This window comes from Flavobacterium sp. 20NA77.7 (genome assembly GCF_031326205.1).
Classification (GTDB): Bacteria; Bacteroidota; Bacteroidia; order Flavobacteriales; family Flavobacteriaceae; genus Flavobacterium; species Flavobacterium nakdongensis.
Genome location: NZ_CP133721.1, coordinates 896963 through 918959, shown reverse-complemented (window position 1 = coordinate 918959; position 21997 = coordinate 896963). Strand labels below are relative to the sequence as shown.

Here is a 21997-nt window from a genome sequence, read left to right as displayed (position 1 = left end):
CAACTGCACCGGTCAAATTGGAAGTGTTTTTTATGCAAAAAAAAGCCCCGAACGCGGGAACGTTCGAGGCTTTCAAAAGAGACTTAGTCTCAATAGCGGGTAACTAGTTCGCTTTTTGGTAACTTAAGGTACCTAACATTTGTTTCAGCTTTTTAGCTGGACGAAACAAAATGCGACTTTTCTTGATGTCCGTTGCTGTAACATCCTCTTCAAAATTTTGACCCGCAGCACTAATGCTTACTTGAAACGTACCTACGTGACCTAATTTCACAATACGTCCTTGGCTAAGTTCCATCAGCATATTGCGTTCTAGTGAACGTAAAACAGCATAACAATCAGTGTCGGTTAACGTACACTGATAAGCTATCATTTCCGCTAACGACTCTAAAGTGGTTTCACCGTTTGCCACCGAAGTTGCATAAAACTTCTCAGGCGCTGTAATGTCCTGCGGGTTCTTCTTTGGAAGAACTTTAAACTTGATACTCATAAATTTTAAAGTATTAAAATTAATATAAAAATTGTAGCTAAGTACACGTTAAATATGCCTTACTGCTTTTGCAAAGATTATAATAATTTTGAATTGTTAAAGGACAAACTTATTCACATTAGGGCAATGTTTTTAACAGTGTTTTTATATTTAAAACCCAAATTATTTAATCTATATATTTGACTATCAATCTTTTTAGTTTTAAACAGTGTATTATACCTTACTTTATCAATTTTTAAAGTATCAAAAAAAAATGCCCCAATAGTTGGGGCATTGAATTCATTTGAATTTATTATTTAATAGCTTTTTTACGTTTTAGAAAATAATATCCTAATCCAAGCCCTATTATAAGGAAGATATACAAATACTGATTTACAGGTACATCTTGAACATCATCATTAAAATATGGTGCTTGTGCATAGATAAACGTATTTATCATAAGAAATAAAACAACCAGACAATATTTACATTTCATTTTCATCTACATATATTGAATTAGTTGATTTTTGTAGCGTAAAAGCGATTAGATTTCCATGTTGTACCACCTAACTGAGCATAAAAAGGTTCAAATCCGTTGAAATTTTCCGTATCTGCGATACCTGATTCATGAAAAAATAAATAATATGTTTTATTTCCCGAAGAAGTATTATTTATAAAAAAAGAACCTTCATGCTCACTACCTAATGAACCTGTTCCCGCGATTGGTTTAGTTATCATACCTGCTCCAGAAAAAAGTACATCAGAAGTTATTAATGTTGGATTACATGGTTGTGAATAATTTAATGGATCAGGGGTATTACTATCTTGCAACCAGTAAGACATTGACAAATTCATAGGTATTCCCCAATTAGTATCATATTGAGTCATTTTACAAGTAATATTCATTTTTACTTCCCACTTTCCAGGAGGTAATGTTATAGTTGCATTACAAGTTTTTGAAGAAGTAGATCCTGGTGCAATCCATTGAGCACCACCCATAAAAGGTGTACCTAAATTGCCATTTACAAATGTAGTAGTAGAAGCAGTAGCTGCAGCCAATTCAGCTTGATTAGTTACTCGTTGCCAAGCAGATCCACTATAATAATAAACTCCTGGTGTAACAGCAGTTGCACCTGATCCGGCAGTTGCCGTATTATATATCATTAATCCAGCAGCTGGAGACGCAATTGTAGTTGCATCTGAAGTACCTGTCAAAGCAACTCTAGGTTGTAAAAAACCTTTACTTGTTGAGGTAACATCTAGCATAGCCGAAGCATTAGGGGTATTGGTTCCCACACCTACTTGAGCAAAAATTGCAGCTGAACATAATAACGTGACTATAGAAATTTTTTTCATCTTATTGTATTTAATATTAATATTTAATTTACTATCCATTTTTTTACTATTGTTGCACCAGTATCACTTGAAATTTTTACATGATAAATTCCTCTTTGTATAGAGTTGGTTAGCATACATTCAATTTGATTTGTTATTGTTTTAGTTTGGTTTAGTTCTATTTTTTGACCTAATTGATTAAACACTTCAATCTTAACATTTTTCAATTGTGAATCAAAACTACAAACAAATGATCCTGTATTTGAAGGATTAGGATAAATATTTACTAAGTTTTCTAAATTATTATTAACTGTAATATTAGATTGAAAAACGAGTTTAAATCTTGAGGCATCAGTTGAAGCAATTTGATTAGAATCAATATTAAAAGAATAAGTCGTATTATTTTCAAGTTGCGTATATGTTCCTAAATACTGATCATATAAATAAGGCGTTAGTCCATGATAATTTTCTAATTTTGCTTTAAAAACATAGTTCTGACCTCTGTAATTACTTAGATTTAACGGATAAACCGTATATAGATTAGGCATATCAAAAGAGGCAATACTGCATTTTGAATTTGACACTAAAACTGAAAAATTTTCATCTAAATTCATTAGCTTTCCTGCATCATTAGCATCTAACTCATTTGAAAATTGATTCCCAAATAGAAGCATAATCCCGTCAAGAGCTGTTTCATCTGGTGAAGTAACAATTGCATTAAATAAATTTAAATGTAAAATAGGAAGGGTAGAATTAGACGTTCTATATATATTTTCATTAGTTGGTAAATACTTATTGCTTTCTTGAAAATTAACGCTTGCAGCACCATTTGATAATGTCTTAACAAAACATGCTTGCATAGGTTGCAAGTATGCATCTACTGCCGAACCATTAACGTTATTTGTATTCGTTAAAAAAGAATATGTAACATAACCACCTCTACCATTTGTTCCTCCAATTTTAGGATCCCAAACATAATAAAAATTAGGATTTACATTTGTGCTATTAAGTAAAACTGCTTTTATATCTACCGCACTTTGATAAGGATTACCAATTAAATTAAATGTATCTGCTAAAGTATTTAAGCTAGTTGCGGTATAATTTCCTATTTGTAATGTTCCTCTAGATCTTAAAACAGTAGGTGTAGGATTAGGTGTATTGGTATTCATGTCTATAGAACGATCTCCTCTGACCATTAATCTATAAGCACTACCCGCTGTAAGTGTAGTAGAAGCAGTATTTGGTATTGAATTCCAATTTTGAGATGTATTATTATATAAAAACAACGATGGATTTCCAGATTGCGTGGCATCAAAACCATTAGCACCTGTAGTAGAACCTGTAATATGTGTACCAAATCCAGCCACTATATTTGAATTATTTGCATATAATGAACTTGTATTATTTTGATTTTCTTGCCAATTGTAAAGAATGGAAGTTGTAGATGTAACTGGAGAACTTAAAATTCTGTATGCTCTTTTAGCAGGAATATAGCGCTCAACAACAATATTATTTACTGTTCCTCCTGATGATTGCTCAACAATTGCTGTTTTAGTACTTGTACTTTTAAGAATCATTTTTTCAGCTGCATCCAAAGTACCTGAAATAGATTTAAATCTATCAGTAATTGTTAATACTCCTCCTGAAACTGTGGCTGTATTGTTTGTTTTATTCAATTCTAATCTTTTAACAATGTCATTATTTTGAAATGTAAAACTTTGAATATTTCCACCAATTATTTCAATTGTTGAATTAGTAGCTTGTAAAGTTCCTTGATTAGTGAAATTAGAAGAAACCAAAAGCCTTCCTGAATTTAATGACATAGTTCCATTGTTTACCAAAGGTTCATTAACCGTTAAAACACCTCCATCAACTAAAGTAAATTGTGTACCACTAGAAATTTTTAATTGTGCAAAAGAGATATTAGACAATAAAGTGACTAGAAAGAATAGTATAGATTTCATAATTAAAATTTTGCAAATCTACTTTAATTAACGTAATTAACAATTGTTTGATTAAAATATTACACATGAATATGTGCAATTTAGATACACTCTAATTAAGAAATCAAAAAATACAAGTCTATTTGAAAAATTCTCGGTAAGCAAAAAATACTAAAAAGTTTGCTAATATACTTCCATAGAAAGAGTGTTACCTTATCGCTGTAAAATTTTTCGTATTTCAAAGTGATACAGTATCACTTTACAGAATCAACTCCGTTGTTCCCAGATAGGTGAGCCTTGTAACATAACCTAAACGACGGCTAAACTGTCTTTTATTTTTTTATTTTCAATACACTTACAAAAGCAAACTTTTGACGTTTTTGAAATAGATGGGATTAACTGCGTTGTTTTCAGAGAGGTGAGCCATGCAATAAAACCTAAACGACGGCTAAACCGTCTTTTATTTTTTTATTTTCAATACACTTACAAAAGCAAACTTTTGACGTTTTTGAAAATAAAAAAACCCGAAACAATCGTTTCGGGTTTTGTTGCGGAGAAAGAGGGATTCGAACCCCCGGACCTGTTACAGTCAACAGTTTTCAAGACTGCCGCATTCGACCACTCTGCCATTTCTCCAATAAGTCGGGCACTACTTGCGTAATGCGAGTGCAAATATAGAAAGCTTTTTGATATTAAAAAACATTTTACTTAAAAAAAACAGAACTTTTTTTTAATGTTTTGAAAATCAAATACTGATGCCCTTATTTTTTTTCTAAACCCACACGGCCTACGCTCCTAGAATTGGATATAATCGGTAATTTCAAGCCCATACCCTATCATACCCACACGCTTTGCCTGAAAGGTATTAGTCATTAATTTGATCTTCGTAATGTCTATATCGTGTAAAATTTGGGCACCTATACCAAAATCTTTACTGTCTATCTTAATCTTTGGCACTTCTTGCGTTCCCTCCTCTTGTGCGCTACGCAAGGCCGCTAAACGATCTAACAATTCCGTAGATTGCATTTCTTGATTGATAAAAATAACCGCAGCCTTGTCTAAATCTGCTATCTTTTTAAATACAGCAGCAACTTTTTTATTGGTATTGTCAAGCAAATTACCCAATATATCATTAGTAATCTGCGTAGAATTGATACGCGTTACCACTTCTTCACCTTTACTCCAGCTGCCTTTGGTCAGCGCTATATGAACCTGTTTATTGGTCACTTGTAAATACGCACGCAACCTAAACGTTCCAAAACGGGTTGTCAATTCAAAATCTTCTTTCTTCTTAATCAAACTGTCGTGCTGCATGCGGTAAGCCACCAAATCTTCAATAGAAACCAATTTCAAATCAAACTTTTTAGCCACCTCAGCCAACTCTGGCAAACGCGCCATCGTTCCATCTTCATTCATAATTTCGCAAATCACCCCAGCAGGAGAAAAACCAGCCAAGCGAGCAAAATCAATCGCCGCTTCGGTATGCCCAGTACGACGCAATACTCCCCCTTGTTTTGCAATCAAAGGAAAAATATGCCCAGGACGTCCCAGCTCATACGGTTTGGTTTCAGGATCTACTAAAGCAGCTACGGTCTTCGCTCTATCAGAAGCCGAAATACCGGTAGTAACTCCATTGCCTTTTAAATCTACAGAAACCGTAAATGCCGTTTCCATATTATCAGTATTGTTAGATACCATCGTGTGCAGTTCTAACTCCTTACATCTCGATTCGGTCAACGGGACACAAATAAGCCCCTTGCCATGAGTAGCCATAAAATTAATCATTTCAGGCGTTACCTTATCAGCAGCAGCTAAAAAATCACCTTCATTCTCCCGGTCTTCATCATCTACCACTATAATCACTTTCCCTTGACGAATGTCTTCTATCGCCTCTTCTATAGTGTTCAAAACTACCTTAGTGTTCATCTTCTTGTGTGTTGTTGTTTGTTAGTTTGTTATACACGTATTTAAACGGTCGGGTAATGCCGTCAAAACTCATCATTACGCCTATGTCATTTGTGGCTCTGTAGGTTAAAAATATGGCTAAAGGAGTTAAAATTATTGCCCCTGCAGCAGCACCTATCAATGGATGCATAGCATCTTGTCCAGCTAACTTTTTCCCAAATGTATTGGCAAAATTAAATGTTATGAAAATAATAATGGCAAATACTATAGGTAGACCTAACCCCCCTTTTCTGATAATAGCACCAAGTGGGGCACCTATAAAAAACATAAGTAAACAAGCATATGCTACTACTAATTTCTCATAAAAAGAGACCCAATAATCGTTAAGGTTATTCTTTTTAACGGTTAAATCAAATTGATACCCGTCAAGCGAAAAGATGTTATTTCCCACCAATCCTTTAGCTTGTTCTCTAATCGTTGCCTGACGATCTGGAGGAAACACAGAAAGCAAGTCTTTATCAAACACATTTTCTTTCTTCACTGGTGCAGGAAATGCCTCTGCAGGAACATAACTCATGTAGGGCATAGACTTTTGGTCTAAGTTTTCACTATATGAAACTACGTCTTTATTGTAATTGGTTTGCAAAGAATCAATGGTGTATTTCAACTCACGCATAGAAAGCATGTTGTGCGCATTCACGATTTCACCACCGTCTTGCGAAGTTCCATTTAAAGTGGCCAAATCAATATTGATGGTGTATTTTTTAAAACTACTTTTGGCAAACGGAAAACGCTCTCTGTCTTCATATTTTTGCGAAGGAATATCCTCATAATAATACCCCTCAAACAAATCTAATTGCAATAAATTGGTGGATTTATCACTTTTCAATACGCCTTTTTTAGCTTTAATAACTGTCGTTACAGGCGCATAGTCTTTCTTCTTTACGTGAAGGGTAACATCTTCTAGAAATTCGCCATTCTCCCCTGTTTTCTTTTCTACCTTAATATTAAAGGTATTTCCTATTTTATTAAATTGCCCCTCTCCTATGGCCATAGCGGGTGACGTTTGCAAAATAGTTTTGCGCAAATTAATAAAACGGTATTGCGCCTCTGGAATAATATTATTGGCAAATAAAAAAGCAATAATACTCATTACAGTAGTGCAATAAACCAATACACGCATAGCACGTTTTAGTGAAATTCCACCCGATTTCATCGCTGCAAATTCATAATTTTCGGCCATACTACCGAAGGTCATGATAGAAGCCAATAATATGGAAAGCGGCAGAACCAAAGGTACCATCGTTGGACAGAAATACAACACGAATTTAACAATGGTAATAAAATCTAAATCTTTACCTGCTAATTCGGCAATGAAAAGCCAAATACTTTGTAAAATGAAAATAAAAAACAAGATGACAAACACCGAAGCAAAAGTCATCAAGAAGGATTTTAAAATATATCTATCTAATATTTTCACGCGTACTAATCAGCTTTATTAATGTAATAATTAGGATACTTACTTTGTACAAACGTAAAATGCGTTTTAGACAGCGGCTGATTAAACTTAAAGGTGTTTACAGTAAGTGTAGTCTTTGTGCCATTTTTTCCTGTTTCTATAAGGGTGTAAATGTGTTTTGTTTTGGTATCAATACCAACTAAAATTTCTTTGCGTTGGTCTTTACCACTAGTCGGCGTAAGTTTCACATATTGAATGGTTTTACCTCCAACCTTTTGTGTAATATCCATCGTGTATTTGAATCCTTTTTGAAAGAACGAAAATATTTTTTGTGGTGTTACTGAATTGGCGTCACTATCATCGTGATTTGAAATGGTTACCTCTTCATCTTCTGGAACAATGGTATATACTTTTTTTCCGTCAAATAGTTTGGTCACACCCATAAAATTTAACACATATTTGTTGCCTTCCATCGCTACATTTCCTTTACTTTCTTGATTTATCTTTTCTTTAGCGTTGTAAATGGAATATTTAAAATCAATCACTACATTTTTATAGGATTTCGTTTTAGCAACCATCTGGTCTAATAAGGCTTTAGCTTTATTTTTCTCTTGAGCTTGTGCACTAACAACTAAGCAAAGCGCTAGCACACTCATTTTTAAAAATTGTTTCATGTAATGGGACTATAAATTATGTTGTTCGTTGGCAAAAAATTGTTCCAAAGCTACTAAATCTGGGATCAATACCGCTCTGGCTTTACTGCCTTCAAAAGAGCCCACAATACCTGCTGCTTCTAATTGGTCAATTAACCTACCGGCACGGTTGTATCCTAATTTTAATTTACGTTGAATTAACGATGCCGAACCTTGTTGTGCGGTTACCACTACTTCGGCAGCTTCTCTAAACAATGAATCGCGTTCTGAAATATCTATATCAAGATTGATGCCACTTTCTTCACCTACATACTCTGGTAATAAATACGCATTAGGATAGGCTTTTTGGGCACCAATAAAATCACAAATCTTTTCTACTTCTGGTGTATCTACAAAAGCACATTGCACACGCACTAAATCATTTCCTTGCGTATACAATAAATCTCCTCGACCAATTAATTGGTCTGCTCCTTGACTATCAAGAATGGTACGTGAATCTATTTTAGAAGTTACTCTAAAGGCAATACGAGCAGGGAAATTGGCCTTAATTATACCCGTAATAACATTTACCGACGGTCGTTGTGTAGCAATAATCAAGTGAATACCAATAGCACGTGCCAACTGAGCCAAACGTGCAATAGGTGTTTCTACTTCTTTACCCGCTGTCATAATTAAATCGGCAAACTCATCGACTACTAAAATAATGTACGGCAAAAAGCGATGACCATTTTCAGGATTTAATCGTCTATTTTTAAACTTCTCATTGTACTCTTTAATGTTTCTAACCGAGGCATCTTTTAATAAGTTGTAACGGTTGTCCATTTCTATACACAACGAATTTAACGTATTGATTACTTTAGCGTTATCTGTAATGATGGCATCGCTTGTATCGGGCAATTTAGCCAAGTAATGTCGCTCAATTTTATTAAATAATGTCAACTCCACCTTCTTTGGATCGACCAATACAAATTTTACCTCAGCAGGATGTTTTTTATATAAAATAGAAGTCAACACCGCATTTAAACCTACCGATTTTCCTTGTCCTGTAGCACCTGCCATTAACAAGTGTGGCATTTTTGCTAAATCGACTACAAAGGTTTCGTTTGAAATTGTTTTTCCTAACGCAATAGGCAATTCCATTTCTGCCTGTTGAAACTTAGGGGAAGCAATAACCCCTTTCATCGATACCATTGACGGATTGGCATTTGGCACTTCTATACCAATAGTTCCTTTTCCAGGAATAGGCGCAATAATACGTATTCCTAATGCGGATAAGGATAAGGCAATATCATCTTCTAAACTTTTAATTTTAGAAATTCGAATACCTGCTTCGGGTACGATTTCATATAACGTAACCGTAGGCCCTACCGTAGCTTTAATTTGCGCAATATCAATTTTATAATTGCGAAGCGTTTCTAAAATTCTGTTTTTATTTTCTTCTAACTCCGTTTGATTAATGGTAATGCCACTTCCGCTGTATTCTTTTAACAATTCAATAGACGGAAACTGGTAATTTGACAACTCTAAAGTAGGATCAAATTCGCCAAAATCTTGAACTAATTTCTGCGCTAGACTGGCTTCTACAACATCTTCTTCTTCTGGTTTTTCAATAACAAAATTAGAATCGTTAGTGGTTATGATTTCAGGTTGCTTAGAGATTGGGGGCGTCAGGACTTCCTTTGGCAAATGCGGTTCAGAAGTGTTTAAAATAGTTGGTTTTAACGCTTCTTTATCTACTTGAAAAGAAGTTGTTTCAGGTTGTTCTATCTTTCTTATTTCTTTCCAAGAATCGTCTTCTTCTTCCTCAATAATAGGCGTTGTACTAGGTACAATTGGAGTTACTTTCTTAGGCTCATCTTCCTCATTTACAACTACTTCATCAGTAGTTTCATCTTTTATTTCTACTGCTTCAAGGTCAGATGTAGCATCTCTTTCTAAAAAGTCTTTTACTTTATCAGGATCTACTTTTAGTTTAAAGATTAAGAAAATAACAACATTTAATATTAATAATAATACAGTTCCAATAGTTCCTATATAATCTGAAATAAAGCTATTGATTTCATACCCCACCACTCCAGACATAAAAGGCATCACATCCCAAAGTAAGCCAAATAGAATTGAAATAGTTAAGACAAGGAATAAATCCCAGAACAATGACTTTCTTAATTTAGCTAAAGGCAAATCAACTACCAAATACGCCCCGAACATAAAGATAATTTTCACAAACAAAAACGAAGCCACACCAAAACCTTGGTAAACAATCATTTGCGCAAGCCATGCACCCGCTTTACCTAGCCAATTTTCTACGGCTACCGTTCTATCTGCTACTTGTGCTACTTGACTTTGATCATTAGCACCTGACACGTAATAGGATATAAACGATAACAGCAAAACCAATGCTGTAAGTATGAGGAATACACCAAAAACAAATTTTTGTCCTCTACTCGTTTTTAATATGGGAGTTGATGTTGATTCTTTCTTTGTCATTTAGTATAATTTATAAAATTTTAGGAAGATAAATTAAGGCACCAATAGCCATAGCGCTCAATGCTGCGAAAAACACAGCTCCTGCAGCTATATCTTTAATAAAACCGATGCGTTCGTGGTAATCTGGATGAATGAAATCAGCTATTTTCTCTACAGCAGTATTCAATCCTTCGATACCTAATACAAGCCCAAAGGCTAAGATTTGTATCATCCATTCTTCACGTGAAATAGAAAAATAAAATCCCGCTCCTGTCATGAATACAGCTAACGAAGATTGAACCATTACACTGTGTTCGGTAGTAATTAATTTAATTGCGCCAAGAACTGCAAATTTTACACTTTTAATTCTTCCTGAAATAAATTGATTATCTTGTTTCATAAAAACCTGTATCCTTTTTATAACGATTTTAGTGCTGCTTCATAGTTAGGTTCGTTAGCTATTTCAGCTACTAACTCAGTGTGTACCACTTCTCCTGCTCCATTAATAACCACGATTGCTCTTGCATGTAAACCTGCTAATTTCCCATCGGTTAACAAAACTCCATACGCTTTTCCAAAACTTGCTTCTTGAAAATCAGATAGGTTAATTACATTTTCTAAGCCTTCGCTTCCACAAAAACGTTTTTGAGCAAAAGGTAAATCTCTAGAAATACATAGTACTTTTGTATTTGGCAATTGAGATGCTAACGTATTAAATGTACGCACGGAAGTAGCACAAGTGGGTGTATCTATACTTGGAAAAATATTTAAAATAACATTTTGTCCTGCAAAATCTGCTAAGTGTACTGTTGCTAAATTGGTATCAATTAATTGAAATGCTGGAGCTGGACTTCCTATAGTAGGTAATGTGCCATTTGTATGTGTAGGGTTTCCACCCAAAGTTACTGTTGCCATTTTTTTAGTTTTAAATGCCAAAAATACAAAATAATATTAGTATTTCTATCACAAACTTATGCTAAAAAATCAAAGTAAATTCCACAAGGTTTCGTCAGGTGTAGGTGCAGTAAACACCATATTTTCTTTGGTTACAGGATGTATTAATACCAACTGTCGTGCATGCAAGTGTATGCCTCCATCTGGGTTACTTCGATCAAAACCATATTTTAAGTCACCCTTTATAGGGCAACCTATAGCCGCTAATTGTGCCCTAATTTGATGATGACGCCCTGTATGCAAATCCACTTCAAGTGCAAAATAACTTGTTAATTCTTGAATAATTTTATAATCCAAACTCGCTTTTTTACTATCAGGCACTTCGTGAATATGCGCTTTCGAAGTATTATTTTTAGGATTACGTTTAATGTAATGAATAAGTGTATCTTGTTGTTGTGGAGGTCTATTTTTAACTATAGCCCAATAGGTTTTTTGTGTTTCTCTATTCTTAAATGTTTCATTCAGTCGAGTGAGCGCTTTAGATGTTTTTGCAAACACCACAACACCAGACGTGGGACGGTCTAATCGATGTACTACTCCTAAAAAAACCGCACCTGGCTTATTGTATTTGACTTTAATATATTCTTTAATAATATCGACCAGAGAAGCATCACCTGTTTGATCTCCTTGAACTAAATCGCCCACACGTTTATTGATAACAATCAAATGATTATCCTCAAAAAGTATGTTTAAATTAGTTGATGTAGATACTATTTTCATTCTATATTACTTATTCGATTTTTAGTTCTGAATGTTTATGAATAGATACTTCCTTTTCATCCATCACCCATCACCCATCACCCATTACCAATCACCCATTACCAATTACCAATTACTAATTACCAATTACTAATTACCCGTCACCTCAATCAATACTGTTCACTCGCATTTGGAAAGTCCTTAGATTTAACATCTGTAACATAATTTCCAATAGCTTTAGTCATATCTTCAAATAAATTCATATAACGACGTAAAAATCGAGGGCTAAATTCGTGGGTCATACCCACCATATCGTGCAACACTAATACTTGTCCGTCTACGCCAGCACCTGCACCAATACCAATTACAGGAATTGAAATACTTTGTGCAACACGAGTCGCTAAATCGGCAGGTATTTTTTCAAGCACCAGAGCAAAACAACCAAGTTGTTCTAATAATTTTGCATCTTCAATTAATTTTTCTGCTTCAGCATCTTCTTTAGCACGAACAGTATACGTTCCAAATTTATATATAGATTGTGGTGTTAATCCCAGATGTCCCATAACAGGTATACCTGCATTTAATATTTTTTTTATTGAACCCGAAATCTCACTTCCACCTTCTAATTTTACGGCATGTCCTCCACTCTCTTTCATAATACGTATTGATGAACGTAAGGCTTCTTTTGAATCAGATTGATAGGTTCCAAAAGGCAAATCTACCACCACTAAAGCGCGTTCAGCAGCACGCACTACTGCAGCAGCATGATAAATCATTTGATCTAATGTGATAGGTAATGTCGTTTCATGTCCTGCCATCACATTACTAGCAGAATCACCCACTAAAATAACATCAACTCCAGCAGTATCAACAATTTTAGCCATTGTATAGTCATAAGCCGTGAGCATAGAAATTTTTTCTCCTTTACGTTTCATGTCAACTAAAGACTTGGTCGTGATTCTTTTGTAATCGTTTTTTGCTACAGACATTTTATTAAGAATTAGAAATCAGAAATCAGAAATTTGTTTTCTAATGATTATCCGAAAAATTTAAGAAGCAAAATTAAGATAAAGTTATGGAATGTAACAATAATTCTAAAAAAACTACTTATTTTGTATAATGAATATTTATTATGATGAAAAAAATTATTGTACTAGGATTATGTTTGATAAGCGTTTCGATGCACGCTCAAGAAGCCAAAGTTAAAGCAACAATACAAACATTTTTTGAAGGATTTCACGCAAAAGATACCATCAAAATGAAAAACTTTTGTCATGAAAAAATGTTGTTGCAATCGATTAATGAAAGTACAAAAGGTACAAAATTAATAGAGGAAAAAGCAACAGATTTTTTTAAATCGATGACAAAAATTCCTGAGAATATCAAATTTGAGGAGCGTTTACTTAATTTTGAAGTTAAAATTGATGGCAGCATGGCACACGTTTGGACACCTTATGAATTTTACATAAATGGAACATATAGCCATGGTGGCGTAAATGCTTTTACCTTGATTTTAGAAAATAATCAATGGAAAATTGTGCATTTGATAGACACACGCAGGAAGAAAAAGTAATGGAGAATTGATAATAGGTAATTGATATTTAATTTTGTATCTTTTGTGGTAACTTTTTGAAACTTTGTGATACAGCTAATAATTTACAATTGAGAATTAATAATGAGTTGATGTGTGAATTTGAAAATTTGAATATTACTAACAACCAAATACTGTATACTGGACAAAGACAGCCATTTCTCAAAACCTAGCATTAATTAGGATTTACGATTTGGGAGTTTTACGAATTGATAATGTAAGATAAAAATATAAATTATAGAAAAATGAATAAACTAAAACAATACATATATGTAGCCATTTCTATACTTATGGTTGTTTGTATCCTTTTTTTTCTTGTTGACTATTTAAATTATAAAATAATTGCATTACTATTACTATTATTAGTATCCTCACATGCAATGGTATTTGATATTATGCCAACGATTTTATCTGCAATTCTAAGTGCAATTATTTGGAATTTTTTGTTTATCCCGCCAATATTTACTTTTCATATTAGCAATCCAGAAGATATACTGATGTTTATAATGTATTTCATTGTTGCCTTAATTAATAGTGTCTTATTATTCAAACTAAAGAAAATAGAAAAAAAAGCATTAGAAAAAGAAGAAAAAGAAAAAACATTGAAATTGTATAATACTTTATTGAATTCCTTATCTCATGAGTTAAAAACTCCAATTTCGGCTATAATTGGATCGGTTGATACATTGCAAGAATTAGAAGGCAAACTTAGTAATGAAAATAGAGTCTTATTATTAAACGAAATAGCTGTTGCTGGTTTAAAGCTCAACTATCAAGTCGAAAACTTACTAAATATGAGCAGATTAGAGTCTGGAACTTTAAAACCTAAACTAGAATGGTGTGATGTTAACGAAGAATTTTATCGAATTATTAAAAATAATTTTCAAAATAACGCAAGAATTAATTTTCAATTCAATGATACCTTACCTATTTGTAAAATGGATGTTGGTTTTTTGGAACAAATTGCAATAAATATCATTAAAAATGCTTTGCTTTATACCACTGAAGATAAAAAAATAATAATAGGATCAAATTATTCGAATAACGACCTTATTTTAACTTTTCAAGATTTTGGAAAAGGAATACCTAGTGAACACTTGCCATATATTTTTGATAAATTTTTTAGAGTACCACAAACCATAACAGGTGGAACGGGTTTAGGTTTGTCTATTGTAAAAGGTTTTGTTGATGCATTAAATGGAAAAATTGATGTGAAAAACAACAATCCTAACGGATTAAAATTTGATATCTTTATACCAGTAGAAACTACTTTTATTAATAATTTAAAAAATGAGTAAAGCTGATATTCTTATAATTGACGACGAACCACAAATTAGAAAACTTTTAGAAATTACACTTGAAAGTAACGATTATAAAGTGATTCAATCTGATAATGGTAAGCAAGGCATCTTATTAGCCGCTAATCATACTCCAGAGGTTATAATTTTAGATTTAGGTTTGCCAGATAAAAGTGGCCACGAAGTTTTGAAAGAACTACGAACTTGGTACAACAAATCAATTATTATATTATCTGTATTAAATCAAGAAGAAGATATTGTAAAAGCATTAGACAATGGCGCTACTGATTATCTAACAAAACCATTTAGGAATGCCGAGCTAATGGCAAGAATTAGAGCATCTGTAAGAAGAAGCACTATTGAAAATACAGAAACTACTTATCAATTTGGATCTATTTGTATTGATTTATTATCACATACTGTTAAAAAAAATAATGAAATAATTAAATTAACGGCCACAGAATTTAATTTGTTATCCTTATTTGTAAAAAATGAAGGGCGTGTTTTAACGCATCAATACATTTTAAAAGAAATTTGGGGTGTTGGCGCACAAACGGAAACACAATACTTAAGAGTTTTTGTTGGCACACTTCGTAAAAAAATTGAAGATAACCCAAATGCACCGGAACATATAATTACCGAAAGTGGCGTAGGTTATAGATTTCAATAAATCTTTATATTTTCTTTACACTAGAGTAATCATTCTTTATATTTTACCAATAAGATTGCTCCGAACTTTGTACCATAAATTAGAAATAAAAATATGGAAACAAAAATCGGTACAACAAACAAAGTAACAGCAGCAACCTTACTAGTCGCATTAGGAATTATTTATGGAGATATAGGTACCAGTCCGTTGTACGCATTAAAAGCGGTTATTGGAACAAGAAAAATTGATGAAGTTTTAGTTTATGGTGGACTTTCTGCTATATTTTGGACACTGATTTTACAAACTTCTGTAAAATACATTTGGTTAACATTAAAAGGCGATAACAATGGTGAAGGTGGAATTTTTTCATTGTATGCATTAGTGAAAAGATATGGTAAAAAATTAGTAATTCCTGCTGTATTAGGAGCTACAACCCTTCTAGCTGACGGAATTATTACACCTCCTATTTCTGTTGCATCAGCCGTTGAAGGTCTAGGAATGGTGAATGGTTTACAAGACATTATCGTTGCTGGAAATAATGTAGTTGTAAGCTTAGTTGTCGTTATTTTGTCCTTACTTTTCTTTTTTCAACGCTTTGGCACACAAACAATTGGTAAGTTTTTTGGTCCTATAATGATGGTTTGGTTTAGTATGCTTTTAATTGCTGGTTTTAGTCAAATTTTACTGCATCCAGATATTTTAAAAGCTTTAAGTCCAAAATATGCGTATGAAATGCTAACTCAATATCCAAAAGGTTTTTGGCTATTAGGTTCTGTTTTCCTTTGTACAACAGGAGCTGAAGCTTTATATTCTGATTTGGGTCATTGTGGTATAAAAAACATTAGAATTAGCTGGATTTTTGTAAAAATAAGTTTAGTTACTGCTTATTTAGGTCAAGCAGCTTGGTTAATGCACCAAAACGAAGATTTTTTAAATGGTAGAAATCCTTTTTTTGAAATAATACCTTCTTGGTTTTTACTGCCTAGTATTATCATAGCTACTTTGGCTACTGTAATTGCTTCCCAAGCTTTAATTAGTGGAAGTTATACTTTAATTAATGAAGCTATAAATTTAAACTTTTGGCCAAGAGTTGCAGTGCGTCAACCTTCTGAATTAAAAGGTCAAATTTATATTCCTAGTGTAAATAATGTGCTATGGTTTGGTTGTGTATTAATGATTTTATATTTCCGCTCTTCAGAACATATGGAAGCCGCATATGGGTTTTCAATAACCATAACTATGATGATGACAACTTTATTATTAGGTTATTTCTTAAGATTTAGATTAAAATGGAATAAATATGCCGTGTTCTTAATTGTAGGATTATTTGCAATAGTAGAATCATCATTTTTCATTGCTAACGTAGCAAAAATCAAAGAGAGATGGATGTTTTTGTTTTTTGAATTAGGAATTTTTATGATTATGTACGTTTGGTATAATGCCAGAAATATACACAATAGATTTACAAAATTTACTGAATTAGGTAAATATAGTAATCAATTAGCCGAGTTGAGTGAAGATGATGGAATACCGAAATTCGCAACTCATTTAATTTATCTTACAAAAGCAGATAGAAGACACCAAATAGAAGAAAAAATTATTAAATCTATTTTCTCTAAAAAACCGAAAAGAGCAGATGTTTATTGGTTTTTACATTTAAACAGAACTAATGAACCTTACACATTAAACTATAATGTCTCAGAATTAATTGATGACAAAGTTATAAAAGTTAATATTAATGTTGGGTTTAGAATTCAGCCTAAAACCGAATTGTATTTCAAAAAAATAGTTCAAGAATTAGTGGCAAATAAAGAATTGAATTTACACATTCGCCCAGATGGTTCTACTAAATACAATTCTGAACCTGATTTTAAATTTGTTGTGATCGAAAAATATTTATCAGTTGAGAATGAATTTAAAGTAATTGATAGTTTATTATTAAATGGTTATAAACATCTTAAAAATCTTAGTATTAGTGATGAAAAAGCATTTGGGCTTGATAAAAGTGATGTTATAATAGAACATGCACCTCTAATTTATCAACCAATAAGTAATATTGAATTAAAAAGAGATAATTATGAAACTAGATAAATCAAAAATTATCTATGACAAATTAAGTACGCTATCTAATTTAAATATTAAAATCAAATTGAAAAATTCTTCAGAAATTATAGGTGTTATTTGTGGATTTTTTCATGGAAGTTCTAATTTTGTCTCAAAATGGGTAATAAAACAAACTGATAACTCAGAAATCATCATAACTAACATTTTTGATTTTAAGGGGGTTGAGCTAATTATAAATCATAAAGATATAATTGAAATTTATTTTTATGATGACAAAACTTTAATACTTTTATAAAATGAAACATCTCTTTTTAGGAATTTTCTTTTCTAGTAATATTTTCCTTTTTTCTCAAGAAAAAGACAGTTTAAATTCTAAGATTTCACTTGACTTCTCAGGCTATGTTGATGCGTATTACAACACGGCAACACACGCTGGAAACGAGACTAAAATAGAGCCTTTTCTATATAATCATACCACAAAATCAAATGCTAAAATTAATTTAGCCTTACTCAAAACACAACTAACCTATCGCAATTTTTATGCTAAAATAGCCATTCAAACAGGGACATATGCTAAAACTAATTATCCTAAAGCACAGCAATGGCTAAATGAAGCTTCAATAGGTGTAACACTCAGTACTAAATCATCTATTGAAGTTGGTATTTTACCAAGTTACATAGGTTTTGAAACAGCAACATCAGCTACAAATTTAACAGCTTCTCGTTCTTTATTAGCTGAAAACTCACCTTATTACATGACTGGAGTTAAATTTAACCACCAATTTAACGAAAAATGGTTTTTGGCCATAATGCTATCCAATGGTTGGCAAACCATTTCAAGCTCAGTAAATAAGCTTCCAAATTTTGGCAGCCAAGTACAATTCAAACCTTCAAAAAACACGTTATACAATTGGAGTACATTCATAGGTGATATTCAAGTTAATGAAAATTATGTAACACGAATTTTTTCTAATTTTTACCTAGATAAAACATGGAACGATTCATTTAAAACACAAATAGGTTTTGATATAGGTTGGCAAAAAAGATATGCCAGTTCAGGGTTTGCAACATGGTTGAGTCCAGTTGTCATTAATCAATACCAAGTAACTAGTAAATGGGCTGTGGCACATCGTTTAGAATATTACCAAGACAGAGAAAACGTTCTGATTCAATCGATTTTATTGGTGCCTTTTAAAACCATCGGCAACAGTATTAACGTTGATTATTCATTTAGTAAAAAAATTAAATTACGCACCGAAGGAAAATGGTACCACGCTACAGAAAACGTCTTAGCTAACAGTACCAAAAAAAACAATTTGTATTGGCTAACCACACTCAGCTATAGCTTTTAATGCCAAACAGAGCAAAACGATGCTTAACCGCAAGGAACGCAACGAATTTGAGAGTTGGGAGTTAGGAGTTACAACTTTTCACTAATAACCGAAAACTGTGACTATGACTGAAAACTAAAAGTTTGCTTCTCGATACGCTACGCTACTCGAAGAGACGGAGGAATGAATACAGTATACTGTAAAAAGACACCCATTTCCCATAACCTATTACCAATAACCAAAAAAAATACGATTTGGGATTTGGAGTTAGAACTTGAAACCTGAAACTTGACCCGAGGCGAAGCCGAACTGAGCGAAGCTAAACCTGAAACTTTTAACACTAACCACTGAGACTGAGACTAACCACTCCCATTAACATTCACTAATTACTAGTCACTAATCACTAACAACTAATTCTGCATGAGTTCATTCAATGCCTGCGTATTAAATGATTTTAAAAGCACAGTGCCTGTTTTATCTACTAAATAGTAAGACGGATTGGAAAACGCATTTAAATCTTGTTGGTACTTGCGTGTCGCGTCGGTAGATTTCAGATTTAGTACATTCGTTAAGTTTTTAGCTATTATAAAAGACTGCCATTTCTCTTCAATTACATCATTAAGAATCGCTACTAATTGGATTTTCTTGTTTGGTAATCGTTTTGTAGCCGTGTTGAAATAAGCAGCAACTTGAGGCATTTTTTCTTCACAATGAGGACATGACGGGCTATAGAAAGCAATAAAGGTATAATCGTTTTCGGTATATATTTTTGAAAGACTGTAAGCAACACTATCCTTCGTAATAAACTCTGCATCAGGAATTGTAGCACCCATAGGCACTTTTTGATTGGTATCAAATCGATTACTATACGAATTCAAATCTGAATTAGTAAATGACTTACACGGATTATCTTTCACATAATTGGTATACAAATGGTTATAAGCCTTTTCTAAATTTTTAGATTCAAAAAAAGTTAAGTTTGATAAAAAGTACTTAGCAAATACAGGATAACTTTTAGAATTACAATCTAAACCTTTTAAAGCCACATCAATATTAGCTATGTAATTTTCATTAGTTACGGGTAAAATTTGAATGTATCTGTATAAAAATTTATTAATATTTGGCAACAAATAAACCCTTTTATCATCGCGCTTCATAAAATTAAAATAGGCATCTCTATACGCTATCTTTTCGATATCAGTAGTAGGAATTGGCGCAACTATTTTATTTTCAATTGCCAAATATAAATTTAAAATAGAAGTTGGATATTTTTGAATTAAAACTGTTCGAGCAGCGGTCTTTACGTCTATTGAAGTAGTCTTGTTTTGTCTTTGAAAATTAATAAAGTCTTTATTTAACTCATTATTATTAACTTGTAGATTATCAATATTTTTATCGTTTATTGTGATTGAAAAACGAGCACCATTATCAATTGCTAATTCTATGGGATTTGATTGTGAAGCTAATTTGAAAAAATAGATGGCTCCAATTATTTTTTTATCTTCTTTAAACTCAATTTTTTGATCATTCGTTTTTATTACAGTACTATCCGTAACAATTTGTTTTTTTGAGGTACCATATTGCATATACAACAGCAATTTTTCGTTTTGTATATTTTTAGCAGCAATAGAAATCACATAGCCATTTGGTTGAAGAGCTTGTTTTTTTTGAGCATGACCAACAGCTATAATAATCAACGTATAAAATAAAACAAATAGATTTTTTTTCATGGTAAATTTTACTAAATTTAATACTACTTAACAATCTGCTAGACCTACTCCTACAGCGAGGCCACCTTCAGAAGTTTCCTTGTATTTTGAGTTCATATCTTTTGCGGTTTCCCACATGGTATTAACGACTTTATCTAAGGGAACTTTAGCATTTTTAGCATCGGTTTCTAAAGCTAATTCTGCCGCATTAATTGCTTTAATGGCACCCATTGTATTGCGTTCTATACAAGGTATCTGTACTAAACCACCTATAGGGTCGCAAGTGAGTCCAAGATGGTGCTCCATGGCAATTTCGGCAGCCATCAATACTTGATCGGGCGTACCACCCATTACTTCACACAAAGCTGCAGCCGCCATAGCACTCGACACGCCGATTTCCGCTTGACACCCCCCCATTGCTGCTGAAATCGTAGCCCCTTTTTTAAAGATACTACCTACTTCACCTGCTACTAATAAAAATTGTTTGATATGAGTTTCGTCTGCTTCATGATTTTCTATCACCATATAATACATCAACACCGCTGGTATCACTCCCGCACTTCCATTTGTTGGTGCCGTTACTACTCTCCCTAATGAAGCATTAACTTCGTTTACTGCCAAAGCAAAACAAGAAACCCATTTTAAAATTTGACGAAACTTTACTTCTGTTTGTCTAATGATTTGAAGCCAAGAATAGGGATCTTCATAAGGCAAGACACCAATTAAATTCTTATGCATATCATAAGCCCGTCTTCTTACATTTAAGCCACCCGGAAGCGTGCCTTCAGTGTGACAACCTATGTACATACATTCGAGCATGGTATCCCAAATACGGAGTAATTCGTTATGTACCTGATCTTCTGAACGCATAGACAACTCATTAGCTAAAACAATTTCAGATATTTTCTTGTTCTCTTTTTCACAGTAAGCCAATAATTCTGTTGCTTTATCCACCGGGAACGGAAAAGCACATTTTAGTTTTTCAGCAGCATCATTCTCATCTTCCTGAACCACAAATCCACCTCCTATTGAATAATAGGTTTCCGTATACTCATTCGTATCTGTTATGGCCGTAAAACGCAAACCATTTGCATGAAAAGGTAAAAAATTACGATGAAAAACGATATCCTTATCTGCATGAAAAGGAATAATAATTTCGTTACCTAAAAAGATTTCATTCTTATTTTTGATAGCCGAAATAATTACGTCTATACTTTCAACAGGTATATATTCTGGATCAGCACCACTTAAACCTAACATAACGGCCAAATCTGTGGCATGCCCTTTACCCGTTAAAGATAATGAACCATACAAATCTACGTTGACACTATTGATAGTATCTATAACTCCTTGCTCTCTAAGTTTTGCCAAAAAACGTTCGGCAGCACGCCAAGGACCCAATGTATGAGAACTTGAAGGCCCCACACCTATTTTCAACATATCAAAAACTGAAATACATTCCATACCTAAAACGT

General features: G+C 33.0%; 19 protein-coding genes and 1 tRNA gene. 6 read left to right on the top strand and 14 right to left on the bottom strand.

What is annotated here, in order from left to right:
* Positions 1-103 precede the first annotated feature (103 nt).
* From RF683_RS04035 to panB, 12 genes are all read right to left on the bottom strand, one after another.
* Positions 104-487 (bottom strand): HU family DNA-binding protein, encoded by a 384-nt coding sequence (locus RF683_RS04035; RefSeq protein ID WP_309532917.1) that lies wholly within the window; start codon positions 485-487, stop codon positions 104-106.
* 495 nt (positions 488-982) lie between these two features.
* Entirely contained in the window at positions 983-1822 is an 840-nt protein-coding gene (locus tag RF683_RS04030; RefSeq protein WP_309532916.1) for a hypothetical protein, read from the bottom strand.
* A gap of 23 nt (positions 1823-1845) precedes the next feature.
* Positions 1846-3765, bottom strand: coding sequence for a T9SS type A sorting domain-containing protein (locus tag RF683_RS04025; RefSeq protein WP_309532915.1), 1920 nt, complete (start codon positions 3763-3765; stop codon positions 1846-1848).
* 530 nt (positions 3766-4295) lie between these two features.
* Positions 4296-4380: transfer RNA gene (locus RF683_RS04020), tRNA-Ser, on the bottom strand.
* 159 nt (positions 4381-4539) lie between these two features.
* Positions 4540-5670, bottom strand: a complete 1131-nt coding sequence (ribB, locus tag RF683_RS04015) for a 3,4-dihydroxy-2-butanone-4-phosphate synthase (protein WP_309532914.1) — start codon at positions 5668-5670, stop codon at positions 4540-4542.
* On the bottom strand, positions 5660-7090 hold the full coding sequence (locus RF683_RS04010) for an LptF/LptG family permease (RefSeq protein ID WP_309532913.1): 1431 nt from the start codon (positions 7088-7090) through the stop codon (positions 5660-5662). Before RF683_RS04010 ends, ribB begins: the two co-directional genes overlap by 11 nt.
* Positions 7091-7134: 44 nt before the next feature.
* Complete coding sequence (locus RF683_RS04005) at positions 7135-7782, bottom strand: outer membrane lipoprotein periplasmic chaperone LolA1 (protein ID WP_309532912.1); 648 nt, start codon at positions 7780-7782, stop codon at positions 7135-7137.
* A gap of 9 nt (positions 7783-7791) precedes the next feature.
* Positions 7792-10248: a DNA translocase FtsK gene (locus tag RF683_RS04000; RefSeq protein ID WP_309532911.1), complete on the bottom strand. Its 2457-nt coding sequence runs from the start codon at positions 10246-10248 to the stop codon at positions 7792-7794.
* A 10-nt stretch (positions 10249-10258) separates the two neighbouring features.
* Positions 10259-10627, bottom strand: a complete 369-nt coding sequence (locus RF683_RS03995) for a diacylglycerol kinase family protein (RefSeq protein ID WP_309532910.1) — start codon at positions 10625-10627, stop codon at positions 10259-10261.
* Positions 10628-10644: 17 nt separating this feature from the next.
* Positions 10645-11142 (bottom strand): thiol peroxidase, encoded by a 498-nt coding sequence (gene tpx / locus RF683_RS03990; RefSeq protein ID WP_309532909.1) that lies wholly within the window; start codon positions 11140-11142, stop codon positions 10645-10647.
* Positions 11143-11211: 69 nt separating this feature from the next.
* Positions 11212-11901, bottom strand: coding sequence for an RluA family pseudouridine synthase (locus tag RF683_RS03985; RefSeq protein WP_309532908.1), 690 nt, complete (start codon positions 11899-11901; stop codon positions 11212-11214).
* 149 nt (positions 11902-12050) lie between these two features.
* Complete coding sequence (panB, locus tag RF683_RS03980; RefSeq protein ID WP_309532907.1) at positions 12051-12869, bottom strand: 3-methyl-2-oxobutanoate hydroxymethyltransferase; 819 nt, start codon at positions 12867-12869, stop codon at positions 12051-12053.
* 146 nt (positions 12870-13015) lie between these two features.
* Between panB and RF683_RS03975 the strand changes: the two genes are divergently transcribed.
* The 6 genes from RF683_RS03975 (at position 13016) to RF683_RS03950 (ending at position 18834) form a co-directional block, all read left to right on the top strand.
* Complete coding sequence (locus RF683_RS03975) at positions 13016-13453, top strand: nuclear transport factor 2 family protein (RefSeq protein WP_309532906.1); 438 nt, start codon at positions 13016-13018, stop codon at positions 13451-13453.
* A 263-nt stretch (positions 13454-13716) separates the two neighbouring features.
* A complete protein-coding gene (locus tag RF683_RS03970; protein ID WP_309532905.1) occupies positions 13717-14769 on the top strand; it encodes a sensor histidine kinase in 1053 nt (350 codons plus the stop codon).
* Complete coding sequence (locus RF683_RS03965; protein ID WP_309532904.1) at positions 14762-15439, top strand: response regulator transcription factor; 678 nt, start codon at positions 14762-14764, stop codon at positions 15437-15439. Before RF683_RS03970 ends, RF683_RS03965 begins: the two co-directional genes overlap by 8 nt.
* A 93-nt stretch (positions 15440-15532) precedes the next feature.
* Positions 15533-17509, top strand: a complete 1977-nt coding sequence (locus tag RF683_RS03960) for a KUP/HAK/KT family potassium transporter (RefSeq protein ID WP_309532903.1) — start codon at positions 15533-15535, stop codon at positions 17507-17509.
* Positions 17496-17777, top strand: coding sequence for a hypothetical protein (locus RF683_RS03955; RefSeq protein ID WP_309532902.1), 282 nt, complete (start codon positions 17496-17498; stop codon positions 17775-17777). Before RF683_RS03960 ends, RF683_RS03955 begins: the two co-directional genes overlap by 14 nt.
* A 1-nt stretch (position 17778) precedes the next feature.
* Positions 17779-18834, top strand: a complete 1056-nt coding sequence (locus tag RF683_RS03950; protein WP_309532901.1) for an outer membrane beta-barrel protein — start codon at positions 17779-17781, stop codon at positions 18832-18834.
* Positions 18835-19223: 389 nt separating this feature from the next.
* Here the strand turns inward: RF683_RS03950 and RF683_RS03945 are convergent, their stop codons facing one another.
* Both RF683_RS03945 and RF683_RS03940 read right to left on the bottom strand, forming a co-directional pair.
* Positions 19224-20543 carry a TlpA family protein disulfide reductase gene (locus RF683_RS03945; RefSeq protein ID WP_309532900.1) on the bottom strand — a complete coding sequence of 440 codons (1320 nt, stop codon included), beginning with the start codon at positions 20541-20543 and terminating at the stop codon, positions 19224-19226.
* Positions 20544-20570: 27 nt separating this feature from the next.
* Entirely contained in the window at positions 20571-21986 is a 1416-nt protein-coding gene (locus RF683_RS03940) for an L-serine ammonia-lyase (protein WP_309532899.1), read from the bottom strand.
* Positions 21987-21997: the final 11 nt, after the last annotated feature.

Bases quoted from the DNA above. Each gene is read 5' to 3' on its own strand.
- RF683_RS04035 (WP_309532917.1), bottom strand. From the start codon at position 487: ATGAGTATCAAGTTTAAAGTTCTTCCAAAGAAGAACCCGCAGGACATT.
- RF683_RS03975 (WP_309532906.1), top strand. From the start codon at position 13,016: ATGAAAAAAATTATTGTACTAGGATTATGTTTGATAAGCGTTTCGATG.
- RF683_RS03985 (WP_309532908.1), bottom strand. From the start codon at position 11,901: ATGAAAATAGTATCTACATCAACTAATTTAAACATACTTTTTGAGGAT.
- RF683_RS04000 (WP_309532911.1), bottom strand. From the start codon at position 10,248: ATGACAAAGAAAGAATCAACATCAACTCCCATATTAAAAACGAGTAGA.
- RF683_RS03950 (WP_309532901.1), top strand. From the start codon at position 17,779: ATGAAACATCTCTTTTTAGGAATTTTCTTTTCTAGTAATATTTTCCTT.
- RF683_RS03955 (WP_309532902.1), top strand. From the start codon at position 17,496: ATGAAACTAGATAAATCAAAAATTATCTATGACAAATTAAGTACGCTA.
- RF683_RS04030 (WP_309532916.1), bottom strand. From the start codon at position 1,822: ATGAAAAAAATTTCTATAGTCACGTTATTATGTTCAGCTGCAATTTTT.
- RF683_RS03945 (WP_309532900.1), bottom strand. From the start codon at position 20,543: ATGAAAAAAAATCTATTTGTTTTATTTTATACGTTGATTATTATAGCT.
- RF683_RS03995 (WP_309532910.1), bottom strand. From the start codon at position 10,627: ATGAAACAAGATAATCAATTTATTTCAGGAAGAATTAAAAGTGTAAAA.
- ribB (WP_309532914.1), bottom strand. From the start codon at position 5,670: ATGAACACTAAGGTAGTTTTGAACACTATAGAAGAGGCGATAGAAGAC.
- tpx (WP_309532909.1), bottom strand. From the start codon at position 11,142: ATGGCAACAGTAACTTTGGGTGGAAACCCTACACATACAAATGGCACA.
- RF683_RS03940 (WP_309532899.1), bottom strand. From the start codon at position 21,986: ATGGAATGTATTTCAGTTTTTGATATGTTGAAAATAGGTGTGGGGCCT.
- RF683_RS03960 (WP_309532903.1), top strand. From the start codon at position 15,533: ATGGAAACAAAAATCGGTACAACAAACAAAGTAACAGCAGCAACCTTA.
- RF683_RS04025 (WP_309532915.1), bottom strand. From the start codon at position 3,765: ATGAAATCTATACTATTCTTTCTAGTCACTTTATTGTCTAATATCTCT.
- RF683_RS04005 (WP_309532912.1), bottom strand. From the start codon at position 7,782: ATGAAACAATTTTTAAAAATGAGTGTGCTAGCGCTTTGCTTAGTTGTT.
- RF683_RS04010 (WP_309532913.1), bottom strand. From the start codon at position 7,090: ATGACTTTTGCTTCGGTGTTTGTCATCTTGTTTTTTATTTTCATTTTA.
- panB (WP_309532907.1), bottom strand. From the start codon at position 12,869: ATGTCTGTAGCAAAAAACGATTACAAAAGAATCACGACCAAGTCTTTA.
- RF683_RS03970 (WP_309532905.1), top strand. From the start codon at position 13,717: ATGAATAAACTAAAACAATACATATATGTAGCCATTTCTATACTTATG.
- RF683_RS03965 (WP_309532904.1), top strand. From the start codon at position 14,762: ATGAGTAAAGCTGATATTCTTATAATTGACGACGAACCACAAATTAGA.